This is a genomic window from Geomobilimonas luticola, assembly GCF_018476905.1.
Taxonomy (GTDB): domain Bacteria; phylum Desulfobacterota; class Desulfuromonadia; order Geobacterales; family Geobacteraceae; genus Geomobilimonas; species Geomobilimonas luticola.
Map to the genome: position 1 here is coordinate 201253 of NZ_JAHCVK010000004.1, position 19044 is coordinate 220296.

Here is a 19044-nt window from a genome sequence, read left to right on the forward strand (position 1 = left end):
TGGGCACGCGACGGCAGTGCCCGCTCCAGCAACAGGGCGGTCCCTCCAAGCGCTGTAAGCTGGAAGAATTCGCGTCGATTCAGCATGATCCCCTCCTCGTTCTCCAAACCACCGAAGTACACGAAACGTTACCACGGCAGGGGGAAAATGCAATCCGCCCCGCCGGCACCATACCACACCATGGACAGGCTGTTTGCAGGCTTAACGCTCCTCGATATCGGCACTCACCAGTTCCACATCGGGCCGCTCCTCAACAAGCCATTCCTCCAGCTGTTCCAGGATGCGCCGACCGGCGGCCCGGCTTTCCGTAACCGTCACGAACCCGAGCATGGCCGAACCCGGCACGTCCTGCAGGTCCACCTCGGCGGCCGCCACGTTGAACCGGTTGCGCGCCCGCGCCAGCAGGCTTTTCACTATCCCCCGCTTCCCCTTGAGGGAATTGCTGGGGAGATGGAGGTGGAGTTGGACGGAAAAAACGTGCATGGAGCCCTCCTGCTACAGGGAATATGCAGTGAGTATAACAGGACTTCCCCTGTGGGACAGCGGGGAAGGATGATTGACTTGCTCCGGAAACCCTTTAGACTTGTCCTGTCGAAAAGGGTACCAGTTACCGCCTCGGCAACGCGCAATCTGCACCACGTCCACCATCTCTATTACCTCGTCCCAAGGAGCCTTCAGGTGAAAAACAGTGTGCGCTATCCCCTCTGGTCTCTCGTCCTGCTCGTCAGCACCCTTGTTGCACCCCGGCCGGGTTTTCCTCTGGAACTGACCCCGTTCCAGACCTTCAACCAGAGCCCGCTTGTACAGATATACGGTCTGCCGGCCCCGGAATCGGGGAGCACCGTCCCTGCCGGCAGGCTCCATACCCGCCTTTCCCTCGATATCGCCAACAATTTCGCCGTTGACACCAAGGGGGACGAAGCAATCACCCTCGATGGCGAAACCTACCGCACCACCCTCGCCCTCCGTTACGGGGTGACGGACCGTATCGAGCTGGGGCTCGACATCCCTTACCTTGTCGCCACAGGAGGGATGTTCGACAGTCCCGTCCAGTGGTGGCACCGCGAGTTCAATATCTCCCAGGCGGGACGCGATGAAACCCCGAAAAACCGGCTCATGTTCAGTTACAACCGCAACGGCGTGGAGCGGTTCAGCCTGCAGCACGGCAACGACAGCATAGGCGATATCCGCCTTTCGGGAGGGGTCCAGCTCTACCGGGAAGACCGCCCGCAACCGCTGGCTGTGGCGCTGCGGGCCAGCCTCAAGCTGCCAAGCGGCAACAGCAGGAAGCTGCAGGGGAGCGGGGGGACCGATTTCGCCCTCTGGCTCAGCGCGCTGGACCAGTTCGAACACTGGGGGATCTACGGGGCTCTCGGCGGGATGGCAGTTGACAAGGGGGATGTGCTGCGCGACATGCAGCGCGACCTGGTGGCTTTCGGCTGTTTCGGTATCGGGCTGACACCGGTGGAGTGGCTGTCACTGAAGATGCAGCTCTACGGCAATACCCCCTTCTACAAAGGAAGCAGCCTCAAGGAGCTGAGCGTATCGTCCCTCCAATGGGTTTTCGGCCAGACCGTGGCGTTCACCCCCGACACGGAGCTGGACATCGCCGTCGCCGAGGACCTGCTGGCTCTCACCACCTCCCCCGATTTCGGCGTTCACATCGCCCTGCGCATGAGATTCTAAGCTGAAACCAGGATCAGAATTATCAGTACCCCCGGACCACCACGTCCAGGTGGCCATCATCGGGGCAGAAGATAAGGCCGTGCACCGCCACGTCCCTGGGGATAAGGGGGTTGTTGCGGATGATGTTCACCACCCGTTCCACGTTATCCTCGGGACAGGCAAAGGCGCCGAGCCACTGGGAGAGGTCGGGGACCAGCCCCTCTATGGTATGGGCATCGATCCCCCGCTCGATCATCCGCTTCTTCAGGTGCTCGCCATCCACGCTGGCCATGCCGCAGTCCCGGTGACCGATGACGAAGATCTCCTCCACCCCGAGCATGAAGACCGCCGCCACCATGCTCCGGATCACCCCTCCCAGGGGGTCGATGATGGTATTCCCCGCATTCTTGATGACCTTGGCGTCCCCCCGGCTGATCCCCATGGCAGGTTCGAGGAAATCCACCAGCCGCGTGTCCATGCAGGTGAAGATGGCGAACTGTTTTTTGGGGTTCTTCGTCAGGGGGGGAAAGGCTCCCGGATGGACGAATTTTCTGTTGGCGTCGAGAATGGTGTCTAACAGCGTCATCGGCATTCCTCCTGGTGATGTTTAACTTTTCTTCAGATCAATACCGTAGCTCTTGATCTTGCGGTGCAGGTTGCTCCGCTCCAGTTCGATGGATTCGGCAGTCTTGCTGATGTTCCAGTCGTGCTCCTCCAGCTTCTGGATGATGAACTCCTTTTCGAACTCCTCACGCGCCTCCCGCAGGGAATTCAGCTCCAGAACACCGCCGAGTCTCCCCCCTCCGATCCCCCGCGACTCGTCGCCGCCGGCGATATAGTCGGGCAGATGGGAAAGACTTATGGTCTGCCCCGCCGTCATGATGACCAACCGCTCGATGATGTTCTTCAGTTCCCGCACGTTCCCCGGCCAGTCGTACTGCTTCATCAGCGCTACCGCTTCAGGAACCATCATCTTGAGCTGCCGCCCCTCACGTCGGCTGAACATCTGCAGGAAGTGGACGATCAGAGCGGGGATGTCGTCGCTCCGTTCCCGCAGGGGGGGGACCTTGAGGGAAACCACGTTGAGCCGGTAAAACAGGTCCTCGCGGAAATTGCCGGCACGAATTTCGTCCTCCAGCACCTTGTTGGTGGCTGCCACGATCCGCACGTCCACCTCCAGGGTCCGGGTTCCCCCGACCCGCTCGAACTTTCTTTCCTGCAGGACGCGGAGCACCTTGGCCTGGGTCTTGACAGACATGTCGCCGATCTCGTCGAGGAAGATCGTGCCGCCGTCTGCCAGTTCGAATTTCCCCTTCTTCTGGGCCACTGCCCCGGTAAAGGCACCCCGTTCATGGCCGAACAGCTCGCTCTCGATCAACTCCTCGGGAATGGCCGCGCAGTTGATCTCCATGAAGGGATTGTCCCGGCGTGGGCTGTGGTAGTGGATGGCGCGGGCCACCAGTTCCTTGCCGGTCCCGTTTTCGCCGGTGATGAGGACTGAAGCATCGGAGGGCGCGACCAGCGTGATCTCTTCCCTGAGTTGCCTCAGGGGGGAAGAACTGCCGACCATCTCGTGGTCCTGGAGCACCTGCCCCCGGAGGGAATCGTTCTCCTCCCGGAGACGGCGCATGTTCAGCACGTTGGCCACCGTCACGATCACCTTTTCCAGGGAAAGGGGCTTTTCGATGAAATCGTAGGCACCCATCTTGGTGGACCGGACCGCCGTCTCGATGGTTCCATGCCCCGACATCATCACCACAGCCAGGTCGGGATAGAGTTCCTTCAGCTTCTTCAGGGTATCCATCCCGTCCAGCCGGGGCATCCAGATGTCCAGCAGCACCAGGTCGGGGAGTTCCTTCTTCGCCAGTTCCAGTGCCTCAACCCCGTCCACTGCGCACTGGGTTGCATACCCCTCATCCTCCAGAATTCCCACCAGGGAGGTCCGGATGCTCTCCTCGTCGTCCACAACCAGTATCGTCGCGCCCATGAAATGTCCTATCCTGAATATAGTGGAAATGTTACTTCGTAAGCCCCAGTTCCTGCGCCAGTGCCCGCCAGGCGGGGAGACTCCGCTCGATCATCCCCTTCTCCACACAGTAGGCGACCCGGAAGAAGCCGGGGGCGCCGAAACCGGCACCGGGAACAAGAAGGATGTTATGCCGCTGCGCCGCCCGGACAAATTCCACGTCATCGGCGAGGGGAGACGCGGGGAAAAGATAGAAAGCGCCGTCCGGCTTCACCAGGGAAAAGCCGAGGGCCGTCAGAGTGTCGCAGAGAAGGTCCCGCTTCTCCTGATAGAGGGCGATATCCACCGACTCCCGCTGCAGCTTGGCCACCAGCCGCTGCATGAGGGCGGGGGCATTGACGAAACCGAGGACCCGGTTCGAAAATACCGCTCCCTCCATGAACTGCTCCACCTCCGCCATCCTCGGGTTGGCGGCCAGGTAGCCGATCCGTTCCCCGGGAAGTGCCAGATCCTTGGAGTGGGAGGTGACGATCACCGCGTTTTCCACGTGGGGAAAGATATTCGGCACGTTCTTGCCGTCGTAGGATATCCGGGCGTAAGGCTCGTCGGAAATAACGTAGATCTGCCCCCCCAGCTCCTTCTCCTTACGCTTCATCATCTCACCCAGCGTCCGCAGGCTCTCCGCCGGATAGATGACACCGGTGGGGTTGTTGGGGGAACAGATGATGATGGCGCGGGTCCTGGGGGTAATGGCGGCTTCGATGGCCGGAATGTCCAGCTGGAAGGTCGCCCGGTCGGTCCAGACCTCCACCGGCACTCCGCCGTGGTTGTCGATGTAGAACTTGTACTCGACGAAGAAGGGGGTGAGGATGATCACCTCCTCGCCGGGATTGAGGATGGTCTTGAGCACCACGTTGAGCGCCCCGCCGGCGCCGCAGGTCATGATGACGTGTGCCCCCTTGACGGGAAGCCCGGACGCCTCGGCAAGGACCTCCGCCACGGCGGAACGGGTTTCATCGTAGCCAGCGTTGTTCATGTAGCGATGCATGCCGGGAATGGGGTCAAGCGCCAGGCGCCGGAACTCCTCGTCGAATGCCGGCGGGGGCTCCACATCCGGATTCCCCAGGGTGAAGTCGTACACCTTGTCCGCCCCATGCAGCTGGCGAAGCCGCTCCCCCTCCTCGAACATCTTCCGTATCCAGGAGGCCCGCTCGATAAAGGCGGCTATCTTGGTGGCAATGGCCATAGGTCACACACTCCTTTGCTGTGGCAATAATGCAACACTTTTACCACAACGCGCCATATACCGCAAGGGGAAGGTGTGTCGCGACAGGTGAAACGGATCGAGGGCATTCGTTGTTGCCTATTCGCACTAAAAGATTTATTCTCCTCCCGTTCGGACAACTCCCGGCAGTTCGGTCTCCCATCGGCTGTCACAGAAAGAAGGTACTCCATGAAAAAAATCATCATCCTAGCGGTCATCGCCGCCCTTGCCGCATCAATCACCGCAAACGCCCTGGCAGCCGAGCCTGCGGCCGCCGACGGGCAGCAAACGGCTCCGGCAACTCCCCCTGCTGGCGACGTAAAACCGTCAGCGCCGGCCAATGTGACAGCCACGGCACTCCCCGCAACGCCGGCAAAAACCACCCTCATCGGTTACGTGGACATGGTCAAGGCCGCCACCGACTGTGCCCAGGGAAAGGCCGCCTTCGCCGAAATGAAGACGAAGACCGACAAGTACAAGCGCCAGATCGAGGCCAAGCAGAAACAGCTGGAAAAGCAGAAAGCGGCCATCGAGGCGAAGATCGAGACCATGACCCCCCAGGTGCGGGCGGCCAAGGCGAAGGAGTTCCAGAAGAAGGTGGAGGATTTCCAGAAATTCGTCCAGAACGCCGAAAAGGAAATGCGGGCCAAGGAAGAGGCACTCTCCGGAAAACTGTTCAAGGCAATCGAGAAGACCGCCGCCGACTACGGCAAGGCCAACGGCTATGCCGCGGTGGTGGTGAAGAAGGAACTTCTCTACATGGGGGAGAATGTGGACGCCAGGGACCTGACGGAAGAGATCGTCAAGGGGATCGACGCAAAGCCGGCAGAGAAGTAGGGGCGAAAAGCCTGATGTAAACCAAGGCAGGAGTCAGCCCTGCCTTGGCATATTCTTCCGTTCAGACAACCGGAACGGTCGCACGTCAACAGCCGCATCCCCGAGACTGGAGGGTCCTTTGCACCATGAGGCGGAAGAGGTCTTCCATCCCGGCCTGAACAGCAGGTGACTCGATGATGCCAAGCGCCCGGGCTATGGCTTCGAACGTGGCCAGACCGTTGGGATGATACTCTCTCCGTATCCCCCACTCGGTGCCGGGCCCTTCGGGGAGCCGGACCATTTCGGCATGCCGGAGCCCGGGAAGCCGTCGCCCCATTCTGGATGCCTGACGCCAGTTGCCATCGGGAACCACCAGGGTAATCGGACGGAGGTCCAGAATGTCCCTGCTGAGAACCGGGACACCATCACCGGGGTAGAGGAGAAGGGTTCTCCGCTCGGGGACATCGAGATCGCTGAAATCAAGGGGTCGGTCCCGATGCCCGTGAATGCGCACTTCACTATTGGGGAGCGCCTCCAGGGCAAGGGGACCGGTCGCGGTGGTTTTCACCGCTTCACGGTGATGCATCACGAGAACAAGACGGGTAGCCAGGAGATACCGGGGGATGGACGGACAGATGCACAGAGTGACATGCATCCGGCATCGCAGACAACGTTCGCTTCGCTTAGTTCTGGTACCCATATTCCCTGTAGCCCACTGTTCCATAAATGCGGTGAAGGATTACGGCCGTTAGCCGTTTCATCGGCAAAACCCGCCATCGATCAACCCGGTAAACGTTATAACTCCTGCAGGTTGCTGAACTCCCGCCATGCCAGAAAATACTCCGGCTTCAGGACGAAATCGTACAGGTTCTCCATGATGTTGTAATGCTTCTTCTCCTCGCTGGCGATCTTCAAAAGGAGCATGACGATATCGGGATTGCTCTCCTTCTTCGCCATATCCTCGTAGAGCCGCACGCTGTCCGCTTCAATCTTCATGGCGTGCCGGTAGCCGTCCAGGTCCTTCTTCATCCCGCCAAGCAGGTCCTTCTCACCCGTCAATTCCTGGAAAACGTTCTTTGCCTTCTCCAGGACGGTGGTCGAGGCCATGGTGCCGTCGGCTCCCTCCTTCATGGCAACCACCGTGTCGTAATGTTTCTGCTCGTCGGCCGCCAGCATGGTGAATATGGTCTTCAGGCCGCCGACCTCCGTTTCCGCCGCCATCCTCTCGTAGTATGCCTTGCCGTCCAGCTCCATTTTCATCGCAAAATCGAAGACGTTCATGGCTACCTCCTCTGGCATTCTGTTCCGCACAAGTACCGGTTATCTGGTGAAAAGAGTACCATAGGACGATATGAATACCAGAAAGGAGGGACGGACAATCGGAAACAGAGGAGAACTTTGCGCTGAAGCCTTCTCCCTAAGGGAGAGGGGAACAAATTATGGTCACTCCTTCACATGCTCATGGCTGAAGATATGCTCCTGGCAGTAGCCATGCTGGCCGGCGCACTGGGGACAGTAGCGGAAATCCATCCGGGGGTGGGTCTTATCCGTTATGCCGCAGACCGTGCAGCGGTGGAGCGGCTCTTCGTGGCTCCGGACCGGGGGCTGCCAGTTCTTCTTCGCCAGCTGCCGCCCTTCCCGCTTCGCCAGCCAGCGAAGATCGTTGGCGAAGAAGATGAGAAAGTTGCCGACGGAGGCAAGAACCAGCAGTCGGGTCGGCCCACCACCGGTGAGGAAGAGGACGCCGTAATAGAGCCAGGTAAGGAGGGCGAGCCACTTGATCCGGACCGGCAGGACGAAGAAGAGCATCAGGGTGAAATCGGGATAGAGAAAGGCGAAGGCGAGGAAAACCGAGCCGGCAATATAGGTATTGCTCACCGGGTAGGCCGGGATGAGAAAGGAGACGGCGACGGTGAGGAGATAGCCGATGAGGATATAGGCGTTGTAGCGGAAGGAGCCCCACTGCTCTTCCAGGGCCGACCCCATGAGGTAGAAGAGGTACCAGGCAAAGAAGGCAAAGATAATGCTTAGCCCCGGAGGATCGAAGGGGAAGGTGGCAAGTCGCCACCATTCCCCTGCCAGCAGGCGATCGGCGGCAAGAATGGACACGCTTCTCTCCAGCTTGCCGGTCATGTAGAGGACGTAGAAAAACGTTTGCCCGGCAATCAGGTAGACGGTCAGGTTCGGAACGGCAAAACGGCCGAAGGTTCTTTCCAACTTGTCGAGCAGTCGTTGCGGCATGGCTTCCTCCCGCTTCTGTTATGGCACCCATTCCCCGATGGTGCAAGCAGAACGATACTTTTACAGACTCAGCTCCCGGTGTCCATGGCAGAGTTCGTCCCTGGTCCGCGCCACCTCGCCATCCTCCAGATACTCGTCGAACCCCATCACCCGGTCGATGATCCCGCCCGGGGTAATCTCCACGATCCGGTTTGCCACGGTGGAGACGAATTCATGGTCATGGGAAGCGAACAGCACCACTTCGGAAAAGGCGATGAGACCGTTGTTCAACGCGGTGATCGACTCCAGGTCCAGATGGTTGGTCGGCTCGTCCAGGATGAGGACGTTGGCACCGGTGAGCATCATCCGGGCCAGCATACAGCGGACCCGCTCGCCGCCGGAAAGCACGCTGGTCTTCTTGAGCGCCTCGTCGCCGGAAAAGAGCATCCTACCCAGAAACCCGCGGGCGAAAGATTCCCCTTCGGTCGGAGGGGAATACTGGCCGAGCCACTCGATCAGGTTCAGGTCGTTGGCGAAATACGCACCGTTTTCCCTGGGGAAATAGGCGGAGGTGATGGTCACCCCCCAGCGGAAGCTGCCGCTGTCCGGCTCCAGTTCCCCCGCCAGGATCTGGAAGAGGGTGGTCTTCGCCAGGCTGTTCCCTCCGACGAAGGCAATCTTGTCCCCCTTGCGAACGGTGAGTGAAAGGTCGGTCAGCACCGGCTCTCCGTCAATTGACTTGGAGAGGGCATCTATCTCCAGGATGATGTCCCCGCAGGGGCGCTCCGGCTTGAACACCACGTAGGGATACTTGCGGGAAGAAACGGGCATCTCCTCGATGGTCAGCTTCTCCAGAAGCCGCTTCCGGGAGGTGGCCTGCTTCGCCTTCGACGCATTGGAGGAAAAGCGCTGGATGAACTCCTTCAGTTCGTTGGCCTTGTCGGTGATCTTCCGGTTCTCGTCCTGTTTCTGCTTCAGGTTGAGCTGGCTCGCCTGGTACCAGAAGTCATAGTTGCCCGTGTAGACCTTTATCACCCCGAAGTCGATATCGGCCACGTGGGTGCAGACCTGGTTCAGAAAATGGCGATCGTGGGACACGACAATGACCGTGTTCGGAAAGCGATAGAGAAATTCCTCCAGCCAGGCGATGGATTTGAGATCCAGGTTGTTGGTCGGTTCGTCCAGAAGAAGCACGTCCGGGTTGCCGAAGAGCGCCTGGGCCAGGAGCACCCGCACCTTATCTCCACCTTCCAACTCTTTCATTTTCAGGTTGCGCAGTTCCTCGGGGATACCGAGGCCATTGAGAAGTACCGCCGCCTCCGACTCCGCCTCGTAGCCGTTCATCTCGGCAAACTCGGCTTCCAGTTCCGCCGACCGGACCCCGTCCGCCTCGGAGAAATCACCCTTGGAATAGATCGCATCCCGCTCGGCCATTACCCGGTACAACCTGGTATGTCCCATCATCACGGTATTGAAAACCGTCTCTTCGTCAAAGGCGAACTGGTCCTGGCGGAGCACCGCGACCCGTTCCCGGGGGCCGAGAGTGACCGTTCCCTTGTCTGCTTCCGCCTCACCGGCGAGTATCTTGAGAAACGTGGACTTGCCGGCGCCATTGGCACCGATGAGTCCGTAACAGTTCCCCGATATGAACTTTATGTTCACATCCTTGAAGATGACCCTCTTCCCGTAGGAGAGGGATACGTTCGTTGCGCTTATCATGACTTGATTTCTCCCTTGTGGACAAAAAAAACCACAGGGGTGCACCCTGTGGTTCACATTCTGGGTGAAGCATATCACTCTTTCCCCTTCGGCGGCAATCACTTATTTCATGAGAAATGTCATCCCTCCCGTATTACCCCTTGATTAATATGTAATAAATGTGCAAATATATTTTGCATACATTTTATTTGTACTGAGTTTTATTTGCATACAAAATTTTACGGAGGATCCATGGCTGACGTACCGGCGGACATCATGGTTGCCGAAATCCTGGACAATATCAGGCGGGTATTCCAAGTGGTCAACGAACAGTCGAAGGAAGTGGAGCGGGAGACCGGGCTGACCGGCCCCCAGGCGTGGGCGGTCAAGGTAATTGCCAAGCACGGGCCGGTGCGCGTTTCCGATCTGGCCCGGCTCATGTACCTCCATCCGGCAACGGTCGGGGGTATCCTCGACCGCCTGGAGAAACGGGGAATGATCGTCAGGACCCGCTCCAGCGAAGATCGGCGTGTCGTGGAGGTCAACCTGACGGATGACGGCCGCACATTGATGGAGCATTCACCGGAATCCGCCTCCAACAAGATTGCCCGCGGACTGGAAACGCTCCATCCCGCCGAGCTTTCCACCATCCACCAGGGGCTCGACCGCCTGACCGTTATCCTCGATGCCCGGGAACTGCCGCCGAAACTGATCGGCACCACCGAAGTCAATCTCCCCAAAACCCCAACAAGGTCTAAAGCATCTGCCAAGGAGCAGCACTAACATGTATCGCAAACACCTTTCACGCTGGCTTCCCAAATCCGTCGAAGCGCTCAAGGGGTACAACCGGTCGGACTTCGCCGCCGACCTCACCGCCGGCTTCACGGTCGGACTGGTCGCCCTCCCCCTCGCCATGGCCTTCGGCATCTCCTCGGGGGTCACCCCCCAGGCGGGGATATACACCGCGGTTATCGCCGGATTCCTCATATCTGCCCTCGGCGGATCGCGAACCCAGATCGGCGGCCCCACCGGCGCCTTTGTCGTGGTCATAGCGGCCATCATCACCAAACACGGCCTCTCCGGTCTTCTCATGGTCACCATGATGGCGGGGGCCATCCTCATCTTCCTCGGTGCCACCGGCCTCGGTAACGCCGTCAAGTTCATCCCCCGACCGGTCATCATCGGCTTCACCAACGGCATCGCGGTCCTCATCGCCTCGACCCAGATCAAGGACTTTCTCGGGTTGAAGTCCGCCGGCAGCGTTCCGAGCGAGTTCATCGAACGGATGCGCTATATCGGCGAACACATTGCCACCACGGATCCGACCACCGTCCTTCTCGCCCTCATGTCGCTGATGACGATCATCATCATGCCCCGCTTCACCCGCCGCATCCCCGGCTCGATCCTGGCGCTCATCGGCGCCACCGTCTGCGTCGGCATTTTCAACATTCCCGTTGAGACCATCGGCAGCAAATTCGGCGGCATCCCCACCGGCTTCCCCCAACTCAGCGTCCCCGAATTTCGCCATGATCTCATCATCCCGCTCCTTCCGTCAGCCCTCACCGTTGCGCTACTGGCGGCAATAGAAAGCCTCCTTTCCGCCGTAGTTGCCGACTCCATGAGTGGTGACCGCCACAACTCCAACGTGGAACTGGTTGCCCAGGGGGTAGCCAATCTTACGGTACCGCTGTTCGGCGGCATTCCGGTCACGGGAGCCATCGCCCGGACAGCCACCAATATCCGCTCCGGCGCCCGCACCCCCTTTTCCGGCATAATCCACGCCCTGACGCTCCTCTGCATCATTCTTTTCGCGGCGCCCCTCGCCCGCTTCATCCCCCTCGGAACCCTCGCCGCCGTCCTCTTTGTCGTCGCCTATAACATGGGGGAATGGAGGGAAATCCCGATGATCCTCCGGCTCGACCGGAAGGATATCGCGGTCTGGCTCATCACCTTCGCCCTCACGGTCATAGCCGACCTGACCATTGCCGTGGAAGTCGGAATGGTGCTCGCCGCGCTGCTTTACATCTACCAGGTTTCCCGGACAACCGTCGTCGAACTCCTGACGCCGGAAGCGATCGAAAAGGCCAAGGCCCACATCGTCCAGGACCAGCATATCCCCTATTACGTCAGCATGTTTCATATCCAGGGGCCGCTTTTGTTCGGCGGTTCCGAAAAACTGAACCAGTTGGCCAGCAAGATCGATGACCTGCAGCCGGTCGTGATTCTCCGCCTGCGCTACATGACCGCCCTCGACGCTACGGGACTCCATGCCATAGAACAGTTCCACGAAAGCCTTCACGCCTCCGGACGCACCCTCATCCTCTGCGGGACGCGGGGTCAGCCGAAGCGGCTGATTTACACGTCGACCCTCCCCCGCATCATCGGCACCCGGAACATCCGCCCCAATATCAGTTCGGCCCTGAAGCGGGCACAGGATGTGCATGAACGGTTCGGCGGGGTGGGCGAAGAGGCCGCCCTCGGCCTGGCGCAAGCGCCGGTTTAGAATGACTTGACACACGTCCCGAACTCTGCCACTTTTCAGCAGGAAGGTCAGGGAAAGGAGGCACCATGGGAAGAGAGCTGTACGTGGGAAGCATCTCGTTCGATGCAGGGGAAGACGACCTGAGGCGCCTGTTTGCGGTGTCCGGAAAAGTCAGTTCGATCCATCTGATAACCGACCCCCAGTCGGGGAAATTCAAAGGATGCGCGTACGTAAAGATGTCCACTGCCGAGGAGGCAAAGGATGCCATAGAAAGCCTTGATGGCGCGCTGCTCCTGGACCGGACCATCACCGTCACCGAAGCCAGGCCACAGAAACCGAAGGCGCAGCAGCCTGCCGGCGGGCATCTGCGGAAGCAGGGGCCGGGGAAAGGCTCCGGAAGAGGCAGAAAGTAACCGTCACCCCCGGGCATCCGGTATAATCGACACGAAGAAGGCCTGCCAATCGGCAGGCCTTCTTCGTTCAGTTCGAACCGGGGCAGCATCTACGGCATGAACTGCACGACGCCGTCGGGTGGCACCGGATAGTCAACGCCTACGGAATTTACGCTCATGAGGGGGGACGAATAGAGCCTGAAGGCCGGCTTCAGCATCCTGGTGTCGCGATAAGCCTGAACGAACACTTTGTAATTCGCGGACTGCATGACCGCAGAGTTGTTGGGGGGCACAAATGCCACAAAGGGGGCCTTCCATACCCCTGCCCCGCTGTAATCACTGAAAACGATGCCGGATGTGATAGCTGCGGCTGCGGCATTCCTCGGCACGACCGCTACCGTTGCGCTTGACCAAGATTTAAAGGTGGAACTCGACAGCGGTTTGAATGCAGGCGATCTGAGCATCCCCGAAATCGAACCGGAAGTTGCAGGAGACGAAAATACCTCCATGATACGTATACCGGTTGGCTTGAGGTTATAGTCGCCGTTGCCGCGGACCACGATGGCGGTGTTCGGGTCAAAATCGAGGATAATGGCGTTGAGGACCCCCGGTTTCACCGTGAACTGTCCGAGCACCTTGAGCCCCGATTGCTGAGCACTGGGGGTCTTGAGAGGATACTTGACCGGTGTCGGCGACAGGTCAGTTTTCAGGGTGAGGTAATTGACCGGCGGGACCCCCCCGGTGGGGTTGGGTTCGAGGATGAGACGGACCTGGCTGTAGGTCCCTGCAGGGAGCGTAATGGTACCCAGAATTTCCTGCTGGAAATGAAGGGAGAGGATGTCGACCGTGTGCGGTACGGCGTAACTGACAACCACCGGCAGACGTGCATCGTTGTCCTGCGCGTTCTCCATGCCGGCCGGAACTACCCTCACCTCGCGGATTGTCACAACCACCTGCTGAAAATCATCGCGCTGCTTGTCCGTGAGTGCGACCTGTAACGATCCGGACGGCGTCGTGGCACCGCCACCTCCCCCGCCACCGCAACCCGGCAATTGGCTCACTGCGAAAATCGCCAGCACTGCCACGCCTGCCAGCCCCAATCCCTTGAATAACCTGTGCGCCATGACAAATACCTCCAGAGGATAGATTGTCCCTTTCCACCCCGCCACACTCTTGCAAACAAAACAGCCGGGGCAGAAATATGGATGATATTTCGGCAACCCGGCTGTCTCGGTGAGACCCGTAGGCTTTCCGCCCCATCCTCGCGGATGGTTGAGTAGTATCGTGTATCATCTCCGATAGAGACTTTGTATGGCAAGTAAAGCAAAAAAGGGGTGAATGTCAACTCCCCTTCGCGACGACCAGGCACCCTCGCAACTGCGGGCACCTATTCTCCTTTGAAAAACCTCCTGATATCCCGTCCCATCTGCCTGAACGCCTCACCGGTTTTCCGTCCCGCATCACGGAACCATTGCCCCACGGACCGGCCCGCCTCCTTCGTCTCTCTCCCCGTCTCCTTCCCCATCTCCTTAAATCCCTTGCCGACCTCCCTGCCACCCTCCTTAAAAGCGTGACCGACCTCCTTTCCTCCTTCCTTGAAGGCCTGCCCCACCTCTTTGCCCCCTTTTTTAAAGGCCTGGCCGGTCTCTTTCCCTGCCTTCTTGAAGGCCTGCCCCACCTCTTTCCCCTTTTCCTTGATCGATTCATCCCCCCATGCCGGCACGGCAAGAAAAAGCGCCAGCATGGCACCCATGAGCATATTCCGCATGAATTCCTCCCTTCTCCAGACAGGGACACTTTACCATGTCAGAGCATTGGCGTCAAAAGAGCAGCTGGGGCGCTCTGCGGCAGGCGATGGCAGTTTTGCCGGCAATGGATACGGAAAAGGCCCGCATCTGCGGGCCTTACCTTTCTCGGACATCACTCATTTATTCGCCGAATGTGCCGCTGTCGGAGATGACTACCGGGTCACAGACATTTGCCGCTGCATCGGCCCGGACACCGCAGCGACCACAGGAGAATGTGGCGTGCGCTGCCATGTTCCGGCGTTCGGACGCGTCCTCGACGTTACAGATTTTAGTATTTCCCATGCTGCCTTTCATGACTTAACCCACCTTTCAGGAAAAACGTTCTTCCTGATTCAACTCTACACCCGACAATATTGAATGTCAATTTCATTGCTTTGCCCCTGGCATGCAGTTTCCCGTTCTGGGTTTCCCATTGGCCATGAGGATAAAAAAAGAGCCACCCAACCGGGTGGCTCTTTACATAACTGATATATCAGCCAGATCAGGACATCCGCCCCTTGAGAAATTCCAGCCCCTTTTCCAGCAATCCCCCTTCGGGTATGGTTCCATCCGGCGTCATCTTGTCGATGATCCCGGGAAGAAACTCCGCAAGCTTCCCGCTCACTTCCTCCGGAGCAATGCCAGCCTTTGCTGCCAGATTCTGCACCATGTCGCTGCCGAGCACCTGCTGGATCTGCTCGCCGGAAACGGGAAGGTTCTCTCCCGTCCCGATCCATGAGGAGATGACGCCTCCCAGTCCCTTCTCCTGAAACGACTGTACCAGCCCTCCCAGACCGCCTGTATCCTTGTTGGCAAGCATTTCCATGACTCCACCCACGAGCCCGGACTGCTCTCCCTCACCACCCAGCATGCTGGATGCTTTCCCAACCAACTCGTCCAACAGTCCCATGGTAATCTCCTTTTTCCGTTAGCACCATGTCCCGGTGCCAGGACTCTACTTGGCTCCCGACTTGGACTCCCGGTAGCCCGCCTTGATCGCCTCTGACTCGGACATGTAGTTCCCCTGTTTGGTCTTGCCGTACCACTTGCTTCCCTGCTTGTGATAAATCTTGGAGTCCATGTTTACCCAGACCATGTCCTTGCCGGCCGGCGGGGGTGTGGCAGGTTTGGCGGATTTGGCGGCTGCACCGGCCGGAGTAGCTGCCGGGGCCTTTGCCGGGGCGGCAGCCGGCAGCCCAAGCGCCTTGGGAGCCGCAGGTTTCGCAGGGGCAGCCGTTGCTGAACCGACGATGACGAGGGGGGTAATTTTTTCGATGGTCTTTGCAGGAACCCCCGCTTTGGCAAGGTCGCCAACCGCGGCATAGGGGCGGCCGGCGATGATTTTCTTCGCCGTCGCGGAACCGATGCCGGGGAGCGTCTCCAGTTCCGCAGAAGACGCGGAATTCAGATCCACCTTCGCCGCTGCACCAGCTTTTTTCGCCTCAGCCTTGGGAACCGCCTTGGTTTCAGCATGACATACGGCGCCAAATACCATCATTGCTATAATTGCTGCAAATACGCGGTACATTTTCATCTGTTCCTCCTCGCTTTTTGTGGGCCATTACAAACTCGCATGACATGAAATGCCGTTGCTGGTGTCACTTTTTCTTCTTTGCATCTCCCTTGGCGTCGCCCTTTGCCTCAATGGTCGCGGCCTTCATGGTGTACGATACCGTCGCCTTGCTTCCCACCTTCAGGTCCCCCGTCACCTTGGTATCCTTGTCCTTGGCGATCTCCCACTTCTCCTTCCCCTTCTGGACCACCACGACATCTTCCTTTACCTCGAGCACCGGCCCCGTCACCTGGTAGGTTTTGGTCCCGGCGGCCATGGCAGTGGAAGCGGCCAGCAGGGCGATCCCCGTGAGTGCAGCAGCGATCTTCATGTTAGACTCCTTTCACGAACAAAGATTAGTAGGTTATTGATACCAGCAGATCGGCAAATGTCAAGGAGACATGCCACATGCCCCCCCTGCCGGCCGACGAAAGGGGGAATCATCCCTCCGGGTACTCGGCGAGAATCCGGCAGGTCTCCCGGAATTCGAAGGCGGCGACAGAAAACAGCCGCTCCAGGAGGCGGGTGGACATCGCAGGAGGAAAGAGGGGGAAGGTCAGGCGATACATGAGATCGAGCAGGTTGTCCTGGCGGTTTTCCTCGAGGAATATGGTGCCGTACTGGTGGACGGGGGTAGAGTAGAGGAACGCCTCCTCCATCACCGCTTCGTCTTCACTGAAGTAGGGAAGGATCATCTCCACAGACAGACTGAGGCCGTTTCCCTCCAGGTCTTCCACAACATAGACGAGCACCTCGTCCTGGGGGGCACTCCCGTACTCAACCGCTTCGGGACAGACCATGCCAATGGGGAGCACCACAAGCCTCCCATGCTCGGGATCAAGGCCATACGACCACTCCCGGACCGAGAAAAATCGCTCCAGCTTTTCGTACGCCTTTGCCTGCCAGGGGCTCAGTCCCGCGTAAAAGAGGGTTCTGAAGTCATCGCGGCGGGCCAGAAGATCTTCCAGGGGGAAGAATTCTTCTCCTTTGTCCGCCGGTCTGCCGGCCCGCTTCTCCGCATTATCCACAACCAGCCGCAGGTGCGGCCGTTTCCGATCATCCTTGTCCTGCGTCATAAACTCTTCCTCTCTGAGACACCATCGGCAGCGCCAGTCATTTTCACGGCTGTCACGCTCAAGACTGCCTACTCCATTACATTGGATTTTTTCATTACTACACATACACGAAAGCCATGTCAACGGGAGAGAACGGGGACGAATCATGCCATGGGTGAATTCGAGTGATTCCCGGCGGGGTTACATGATGGAGAAATTGGTGTGGATAATTTTCTGCAGCTCTTCAATACGAAGGATGGCACTCCGTATCTGTTCACGCTCATCGGTCGAAAGTTCGTAAGGGTTGAGATAATAGGAATCCTTCTGTATCCCCTTGATAACCTTGATCTGGAGGAGGATGCGGTGGCGGGTGAGCACGTGGTAGGCCTCTATGAGATCGCCGGCGGTGGTTGCGGATAGATTTTTCTGCTCCTGGAGGAGTTCGATGCGACGGAGGGTGCTGGTGGCGGGAACCCCCTGATTGATAGCGAGTATCCGCACGTTCATAACCAGCGGGGCCCAGGCAAGAAGCTTCAGGTTGAAGGCTCCCTTGTGCTCGCCAGACCCTTCTACCCATATACGCTTCATGAAACCGATGGCCAGCTTCATTTCAGTGGCGGCCTTGGCCATCCCCCAGAGGACCTGGAAGTAATCCTGTTCCAGGCCGCGTATCAACTCGACGAGGGACTGGGCGAGTTCCCGGTCTCCCGCGACATACCGTGCATCGGAAAGGACGATAAGGTCCATGAGGTTTTTGGCGTAGTCTTCGAACTCGTACCGGACGATGGAGAGGAGTCGCTTCCGCCATTGGGACAGAGAGCCTCGCCAGGTAGGATTTGTCGGCATGATGTCGCCGGTACATTTTTTGAAACCGATCTCCGCCAGGCGCTCCACGAGCAGCTCTGAAAAATCCCGGAACCAGGCATCTGCCTCCTCTCCCCCGTCGTCGGCATAGACGATGAGATAATCCTGGTCGGTAATGAGCGTCTGTTCTTCCCGTCCATCGCTCCCCATGCTGACGAGAGAGAAGGGGAGCGGCGGGGTACCTCTCCCCTTGCCCGCCATCTCCCGGGCAACCAGCTCCACAGCCCGGCCCGCCAGCATATCACGGTATTCGGTGCAGTTCCTGTGGAGTGACGTGACCGACTGTATCTTCAGGAAACGCTCCAGTTCCTGGTTATTAAGATACTCATGAATCTGCTTGAGCGATTCATAGGAGGCTTCCCGGACCTGCACCAGCAATGCGGACTGACGGCCTGCCAACTCCTGGAGAGCGCCGATCTCCCTGCTGGCGTCCGCATGCAGCGTCTCCAGCAAGTAGCGGATCTCGTCCTGATCGAGGAGAGGAAGAAAACCCCGGATTCGCCGCATGATGTTGGCCAGCACGTCATCCGGGGGAAGTTCTTCTATGCGGTCAAGGTGTTCGGGCATACATATATCCAGAATTACATAAAAAAAGGGGGGAAGGCGAACCTTCCCCCGATAGTATCACACAATACAGGTAAAACACGTGGTTTTTAGTGGTCGATCGCCTTGGCCATGCCGATGCCGGTATTCTGGCGGACATAGATCTCGTCGAACATCTCTTCCGAACGACGGCTCGGGAAGGCCAGGGTGCCGATGATGGCGGCCAGGAAGCCCAGCGGGATGGAGAAGATGCCCGGGTTCTTCAGCTTGAGGATCGGCTTGTCCAGACCAAGGATGGACTTGCCGTCCTTGTTTTTCTCGAAGTCCTTCCGGGCCTTGTCCAGAGCCTTCATATCCTTCTCGTCAAGGGTGGCTCCCGGAGGCAGGGCGGCCTGTTTGGCCTCCATGGCGGTGATCACTTTCTGTGCACCGGCAGCAATTACCTTGGGATAGGTCATGTTGGGGGAAACCATGACCAGGGCGATGGAGGCGACGGTGCCGACCAGCAGGCCGGAGATGACACCGGCGGTGTTGAACTTGCGCCAGAACAGCGACATGACCACGACCGGCAGGTTGCCGGAGGAGGCGACGGCGAAAGCCAGCGCCACCAGGTGGGCAACGTTCTGCTTCTCGGCGGCGATGCCGATGATGATGCCGACGGCACCGACGCACAGCGACGTGATACGTGCCGCCATGACCTGCTCGTGCTGGTCGGCATGGCCGTCCTTGATGACGTTGAC

At 58.8% G+C, this 19044-nt stretch carries 22 protein-coding genes and 1 riboswitch; of the genes, 6 read left to right on the forward strand and 16 right to left on the reverse strand.

From position 1 onward, the window contains the following. Positions 1 to 201 precede the first annotated feature (201 nt). A complete protein-coding gene (locus tag KI810_RS11445) occupies positions 202 to 483 on the reverse strand; it encodes a DUF503 domain-containing protein (protein ID WP_214175668.1) in 282 nt (93 codons plus the stop codon). Positions 484 to 678: 195 nt separating this feature from the next. Here KI810_RS11445 and KI810_RS11450 point away from each other — a divergent pair, with 195 nt between their 5' ends. Continuing rightward, a complete protein-coding gene (locus KI810_RS11450) occupies positions 679 to 1686 on the forward strand; it encodes a DUF3187 family protein (RefSeq protein ID WP_214175669.1) in 1008 nt (335 codons plus the stop codon). A gap of 22 nt (positions 1687 to 1708) precedes the next feature. Here the strand turns inward: KI810_RS11450 and KI810_RS11455 are convergent, their stop codons facing one another. Genes KI810_RS11455 through KI810_RS11465 form a run of 3 tightly spaced genes read right to left on the reverse strand, consistent with a single transcriptional unit; the run spans position 1709 to position 4877 of the window. Beyond that, a complete protein-coding gene (locus KI810_RS11455) occupies positions 1709 to 2251 on the reverse strand; it encodes a beta-class carbonic anhydrase (RefSeq protein ID WP_214175670.1) in 543 nt (180 codons plus the stop codon). Positions 2252 to 2272: 21 nt separating this feature from the next. Further along, positions 2273 to 3652, reverse strand: coding sequence for a sigma-54-dependent transcriptional regulator (locus KI810_RS11460; protein WP_214175671.1), 1380 nt, complete (start codon positions 3650 to 3652; stop codon positions 2273 to 2275). Positions 3653 to 3683: 31 nt separating this feature from the next. Beyond that, positions 3684 to 4877 (reverse strand): pyridoxal phosphate-dependent aminotransferase, encoded by a 1194-nt coding sequence (locus tag KI810_RS11465; RefSeq protein ID WP_214175672.1) that lies wholly within the window; start codon positions 4875 to 4877, stop codon positions 3684 to 3686. A 207-nt stretch (positions 4878 to 5084) separates the two neighbouring features. Here KI810_RS11465 and KI810_RS11470 point away from each other — a divergent pair, with 207 nt between their 5' ends. Beyond that, the gene (locus tag KI810_RS11470; RefSeq protein ID WP_214175673.1) at positions 5085 to 5732 is read left to right on the forward strand and encodes an OmpH/Skp family outer membrane protein; all 648 of its coding nucleotides are present in this window, start codon (positions 5085 to 5087) and stop codon (positions 5730 to 5732) included. An 85-nt stretch (positions 5733 to 5817) separates the two neighbouring features. On the opposite strand, the gene KI810_RS11475 is transcribed toward KI810_RS11470, so the two are convergent. The 4 genes from KI810_RS11475 to KI810_RS11490 all read right to left on the reverse strand — a co-directional run bounded on the left by KI810_RS11475 (position 5818) and on the right by KI810_RS11490 (position 9650). Then, the gene (locus KI810_RS11475; RefSeq protein WP_343213496.1) at positions 5818 to 6435 is read right to left on the reverse strand and encodes a tRNA-uridine aminocarboxypropyltransferase; all 618 of its coding nucleotides are present in this window, start codon (positions 6433 to 6435) and stop codon (positions 5818 to 5820) included. A gap of 71 nt (positions 6436 to 6506) precedes the next feature. After that, positions 6507 to 6992 carry a ferritin-like domain-containing protein gene (locus KI810_RS11480; protein ID WP_214175675.1) on the reverse strand — a complete coding sequence of 162 codons (486 nt, stop codon included), beginning with the start codon at positions 6990 to 6992 and terminating at the stop codon, positions 6507 to 6509. A gap of 162 nt (positions 6993 to 7154) precedes the next feature. Continuing rightward, positions 7155 to 7952, reverse strand: a complete 798-nt coding sequence (locus KI810_RS11485; protein WP_214175676.1) for a rhomboid family protein — start codon at positions 7950 to 7952, stop codon at positions 7155 to 7157. Between the two features lie 60 nt (positions 7953 to 8012). Beyond that, a complete protein-coding gene (locus KI810_RS11490) occupies positions 8013 to 9650 on the reverse strand; it encodes an ABC-F family ATP-binding cassette domain-containing protein (protein WP_214175678.1) in 1638 nt (545 codons plus the stop codon). Between the two features lie 231 nt (positions 9651 to 9881). Here KI810_RS11490 and KI810_RS11495 point away from each other — a divergent pair, with 231 nt between their 5' ends. The 3 genes from KI810_RS11495 (at position 9882) to KI810_RS11505 (ending at position 12524) form a co-directional block, all read left to right on the forward strand. Further along, on the forward strand, positions 9882 to 10412 hold the full coding sequence (locus KI810_RS11495; protein WP_214175679.1) for a MarR family winged helix-turn-helix transcriptional regulator: 531 nt from the start codon (positions 9882 to 9884) through the stop codon (positions 10410 to 10412). Position 10413: 1 nt separating this feature from the next. Beyond that, entirely contained in the window at positions 10414 to 12132 is a 1719-nt protein-coding gene (locus KI810_RS11500) for a SulP family inorganic anion transporter (protein ID WP_214175680.1), read from the forward strand. 65 nt (positions 12133 to 12197) lie between these two features. After that, positions 12198 to 12524, forward strand: coding sequence for an RNA recognition motif domain-containing protein (locus KI810_RS11505; RefSeq protein WP_214175681.1), 327 nt, complete (start codon positions 12198 to 12200; stop codon positions 12522 to 12524). A gap of 89 nt (positions 12525 to 12613) precedes the next feature. Here the strand turns inward: KI810_RS11505 and KI810_RS11510 are convergent, their stop codons facing one another. Together KI810_RS11510 and KI810_RS11515 are read right to left on the reverse strand one after the other, a co-directional pair. Next, the gene (locus KI810_RS11510; protein ID WP_214175682.1) at positions 12614 to 13627 is read right to left on the reverse strand and encodes a DUF4382 domain-containing protein; all 1014 of its coding nucleotides are present in this window, start codon (positions 13625 to 13627) and stop codon (positions 12614 to 12616) included. Positions 13628 to 13715: 88 nt separating this feature from the next. Further along, positions 13716 to 13791, reverse strand: a riboswitch (cyclic di-GMP riboswitch). Between the two features lie 99 nt (positions 13792 to 13890). Further along, entirely contained in the window at positions 13891 to 14271 is a 381-nt protein-coding gene (locus KI810_RS11515; RefSeq protein ID WP_214175683.1) for a hypothetical protein, read from the reverse strand. On the opposite strand from KI810_RS11515, the gene KI810_RS11520 reads away from it, so the two are divergent. Further along, positions 14255 to 14668, forward strand: coding sequence for a hypothetical protein (locus KI810_RS11520; protein ID WP_214175684.1), 414 nt, complete (start codon positions 14255 to 14257; stop codon positions 14666 to 14668). The two genes, KI810_RS11515 and KI810_RS11520, sit on opposite strands and share 17 nt — an antisense overlap. Positions 14669 to 14792: 124 nt before the next feature. On the opposite strand, the gene KI810_RS11525 is transcribed toward KI810_RS11520, so the two are convergent. From KI810_RS11525 to KI810_RS11550, 6 genes are all read right to left on the reverse strand, one after another. After that, complete coding sequence (locus tag KI810_RS11525; protein WP_214175685.1) at positions 14793 to 15200, reverse strand: YidB family protein; 408 nt, start codon at positions 15198 to 15200, stop codon at positions 14793 to 14795. Positions 15201 to 15245: 45 nt separating this feature from the next. Next, positions 15246 to 15824 (reverse strand): ComEA family DNA-binding protein, encoded by a 579-nt coding sequence (locus KI810_RS11530; RefSeq protein WP_214175686.1) that lies wholly within the window; start codon positions 15822 to 15824, stop codon positions 15246 to 15248. A 64-nt stretch (positions 15825 to 15888) separates the two neighbouring features. Then, positions 15889 to 16173, reverse strand: a complete 285-nt coding sequence (locus KI810_RS11535; RefSeq protein ID WP_214175687.1) for a hypothetical protein — start codon at positions 16171 to 16173, stop codon at positions 15889 to 15891. A 109-nt stretch (positions 16174 to 16282) separates the two neighbouring features. Then, positions 16283 to 16918: a hypothetical protein gene (locus KI810_RS11540; protein WP_214175688.1), complete on the reverse strand. Its 636-nt coding sequence runs from the start codon at positions 16916 to 16918 to the stop codon at positions 16283 to 16285. A gap of 180 nt (positions 16919 to 17098) precedes the next feature. Then, positions 17099 to 18328: a putative nucleotidyltransferase substrate binding domain-containing protein gene (locus KI810_RS11545; protein WP_214175689.1), complete on the reverse strand. Its 1230-nt coding sequence runs from the start codon at positions 18326 to 18328 to the stop codon at positions 17099 to 17101. Positions 18329 to 18414: 86 nt separating this feature from the next. Next, positions 18415 to 19044, reverse strand: a 630-nt coding sequence (locus tag KI810_RS11550) for a sodium:solute symporter family transporter (RefSeq protein WP_425513898.1), incomplete at its 5' end; no start/stop codon positions are given.

Excerpts from the sequence above, each read along its gene's own strand:
- KI810_RS11485 (WP_214175676.1), bottom strand. The coding sequence starts at position 7,952 with ATGCCGCAACGACTGCTCGACAAGTTGGAAAGAACCTTCGGCCGTTTT.
- KI810_RS11490 (WP_214175678.1), bottom strand. The coding sequence starts at position 9,650 with ATGATAAGCGCAACGAACGTATCCCTCTCCTACGGGAAGAGGGTCATC.
- KI810_RS11530 (WP_214175686.1), bottom strand. The coding sequence starts at position 15,824 with ATGAAAATGTACCGCGTATTTGCAGCAATTATAGCAATGATGGTATTT.
- KI810_RS11525 (WP_214175685.1), bottom strand. The coding sequence starts at position 15,200 with ATGGGACTGTTGGACGAGTTGGTTGGGAAAGCATCCAGCATGCTGGGT.
- KI810_RS11545 (WP_214175689.1), bottom strand. The coding sequence starts at position 18,328 with ATGCCCGAACACCTTGACCGCATAGAAGAACTTCCCCCGGATGACGTG.
- KI810_RS11460 (WP_214175671.1), bottom strand. The coding sequence starts at position 3,652 with ATGGGCGCGACGATACTGGTTGTGGACGACGAGGAGAGCATCCGGACC.
- KI810_RS11500 (WP_214175680.1), top strand. The coding sequence starts at position 10,414 with ATGTATCGCAAACACCTTTCACGCTGGCTTCCCAAATCCGTCGAAGCG.
- KI810_RS11540 (WP_214175688.1), bottom strand. The coding sequence starts at position 16,918 with ATGACGCAGGACAAGGATGATCGGAAACGGCCGCACCTGCGGCTGGTT.
- KI810_RS11475 (WP_343213496.1), bottom strand. The coding sequence starts at position 6,435 with ATGGAACAGTGGGCTACAGGGAATATGGGTACCAGAACTAAGCGAAGC.
- KI810_RS11505 (WP_214175681.1), top strand. The coding sequence starts at position 12,198 with ATGGGAAGAGAGCTGTACGTGGGAAGCATCTCGTTCGATGCAGGGGAA.
- KI810_RS11445 (WP_214175668.1), bottom strand. The coding sequence starts at position 483 with ATGCACGTTTTTTCCGTCCAACTCCACCTCCATCTCCCCAGCAATTCC.
- KI810_RS11495 (WP_214175679.1), top strand. The coding sequence starts at position 9,882 with ATGGCTGACGTACCGGCGGACATCATGGTTGCCGAAATCCTGGACAAT.
- KI810_RS11480 (WP_214175675.1), bottom strand. The coding sequence starts at position 6,992 with ATGAACGTCTTCGATTTTGCGATGAAAATGGAGCTGGACGGCAAGGCA.
- KI810_RS11465 (WP_214175672.1), bottom strand. The coding sequence starts at position 4,877 with ATGGCCATTGCCACCAAGATAGCCGCCTTTATCGAGCGGGCCTCCTGG.
- KI810_RS11535 (WP_214175687.1), bottom strand. The coding sequence starts at position 16,173 with ATGAAGATCGCTGCTGCACTCACGGGGATCGCCCTGCTGGCCGCTTCC.
- KI810_RS11510 (WP_214175682.1), bottom strand. The coding sequence starts at position 13,627 with ATGGCGCACAGGTTATTCAAGGGATTGGGGCTGGCAGGCGTGGCAGTG.
- KI810_RS11455 (WP_214175670.1), bottom strand. The coding sequence starts at position 2,251 with ATGACGCTGTTAGACACCATTCTCGACGCCAACAGAAAATTCGTCCAT.
- KI810_RS11515 (WP_214175683.1), bottom strand. The coding sequence starts at position 14,271 with ATGCGGAATATGCTCATGGGTGCCATGCTGGCGCTTTTTCTTGCCGTG.
- KI810_RS11520 (WP_214175684.1), top strand. The coding sequence starts at position 14,255 with ATGAGCATATTCCGCATGAATTCCTCCCTTCTCCAGACAGGGACACTT.
- KI810_RS11470 (WP_214175673.1), top strand. The coding sequence starts at position 5,085 with ATGAAAAAAATCATCATCCTAGCGGTCATCGCCGCCCTTGCCGCATCA.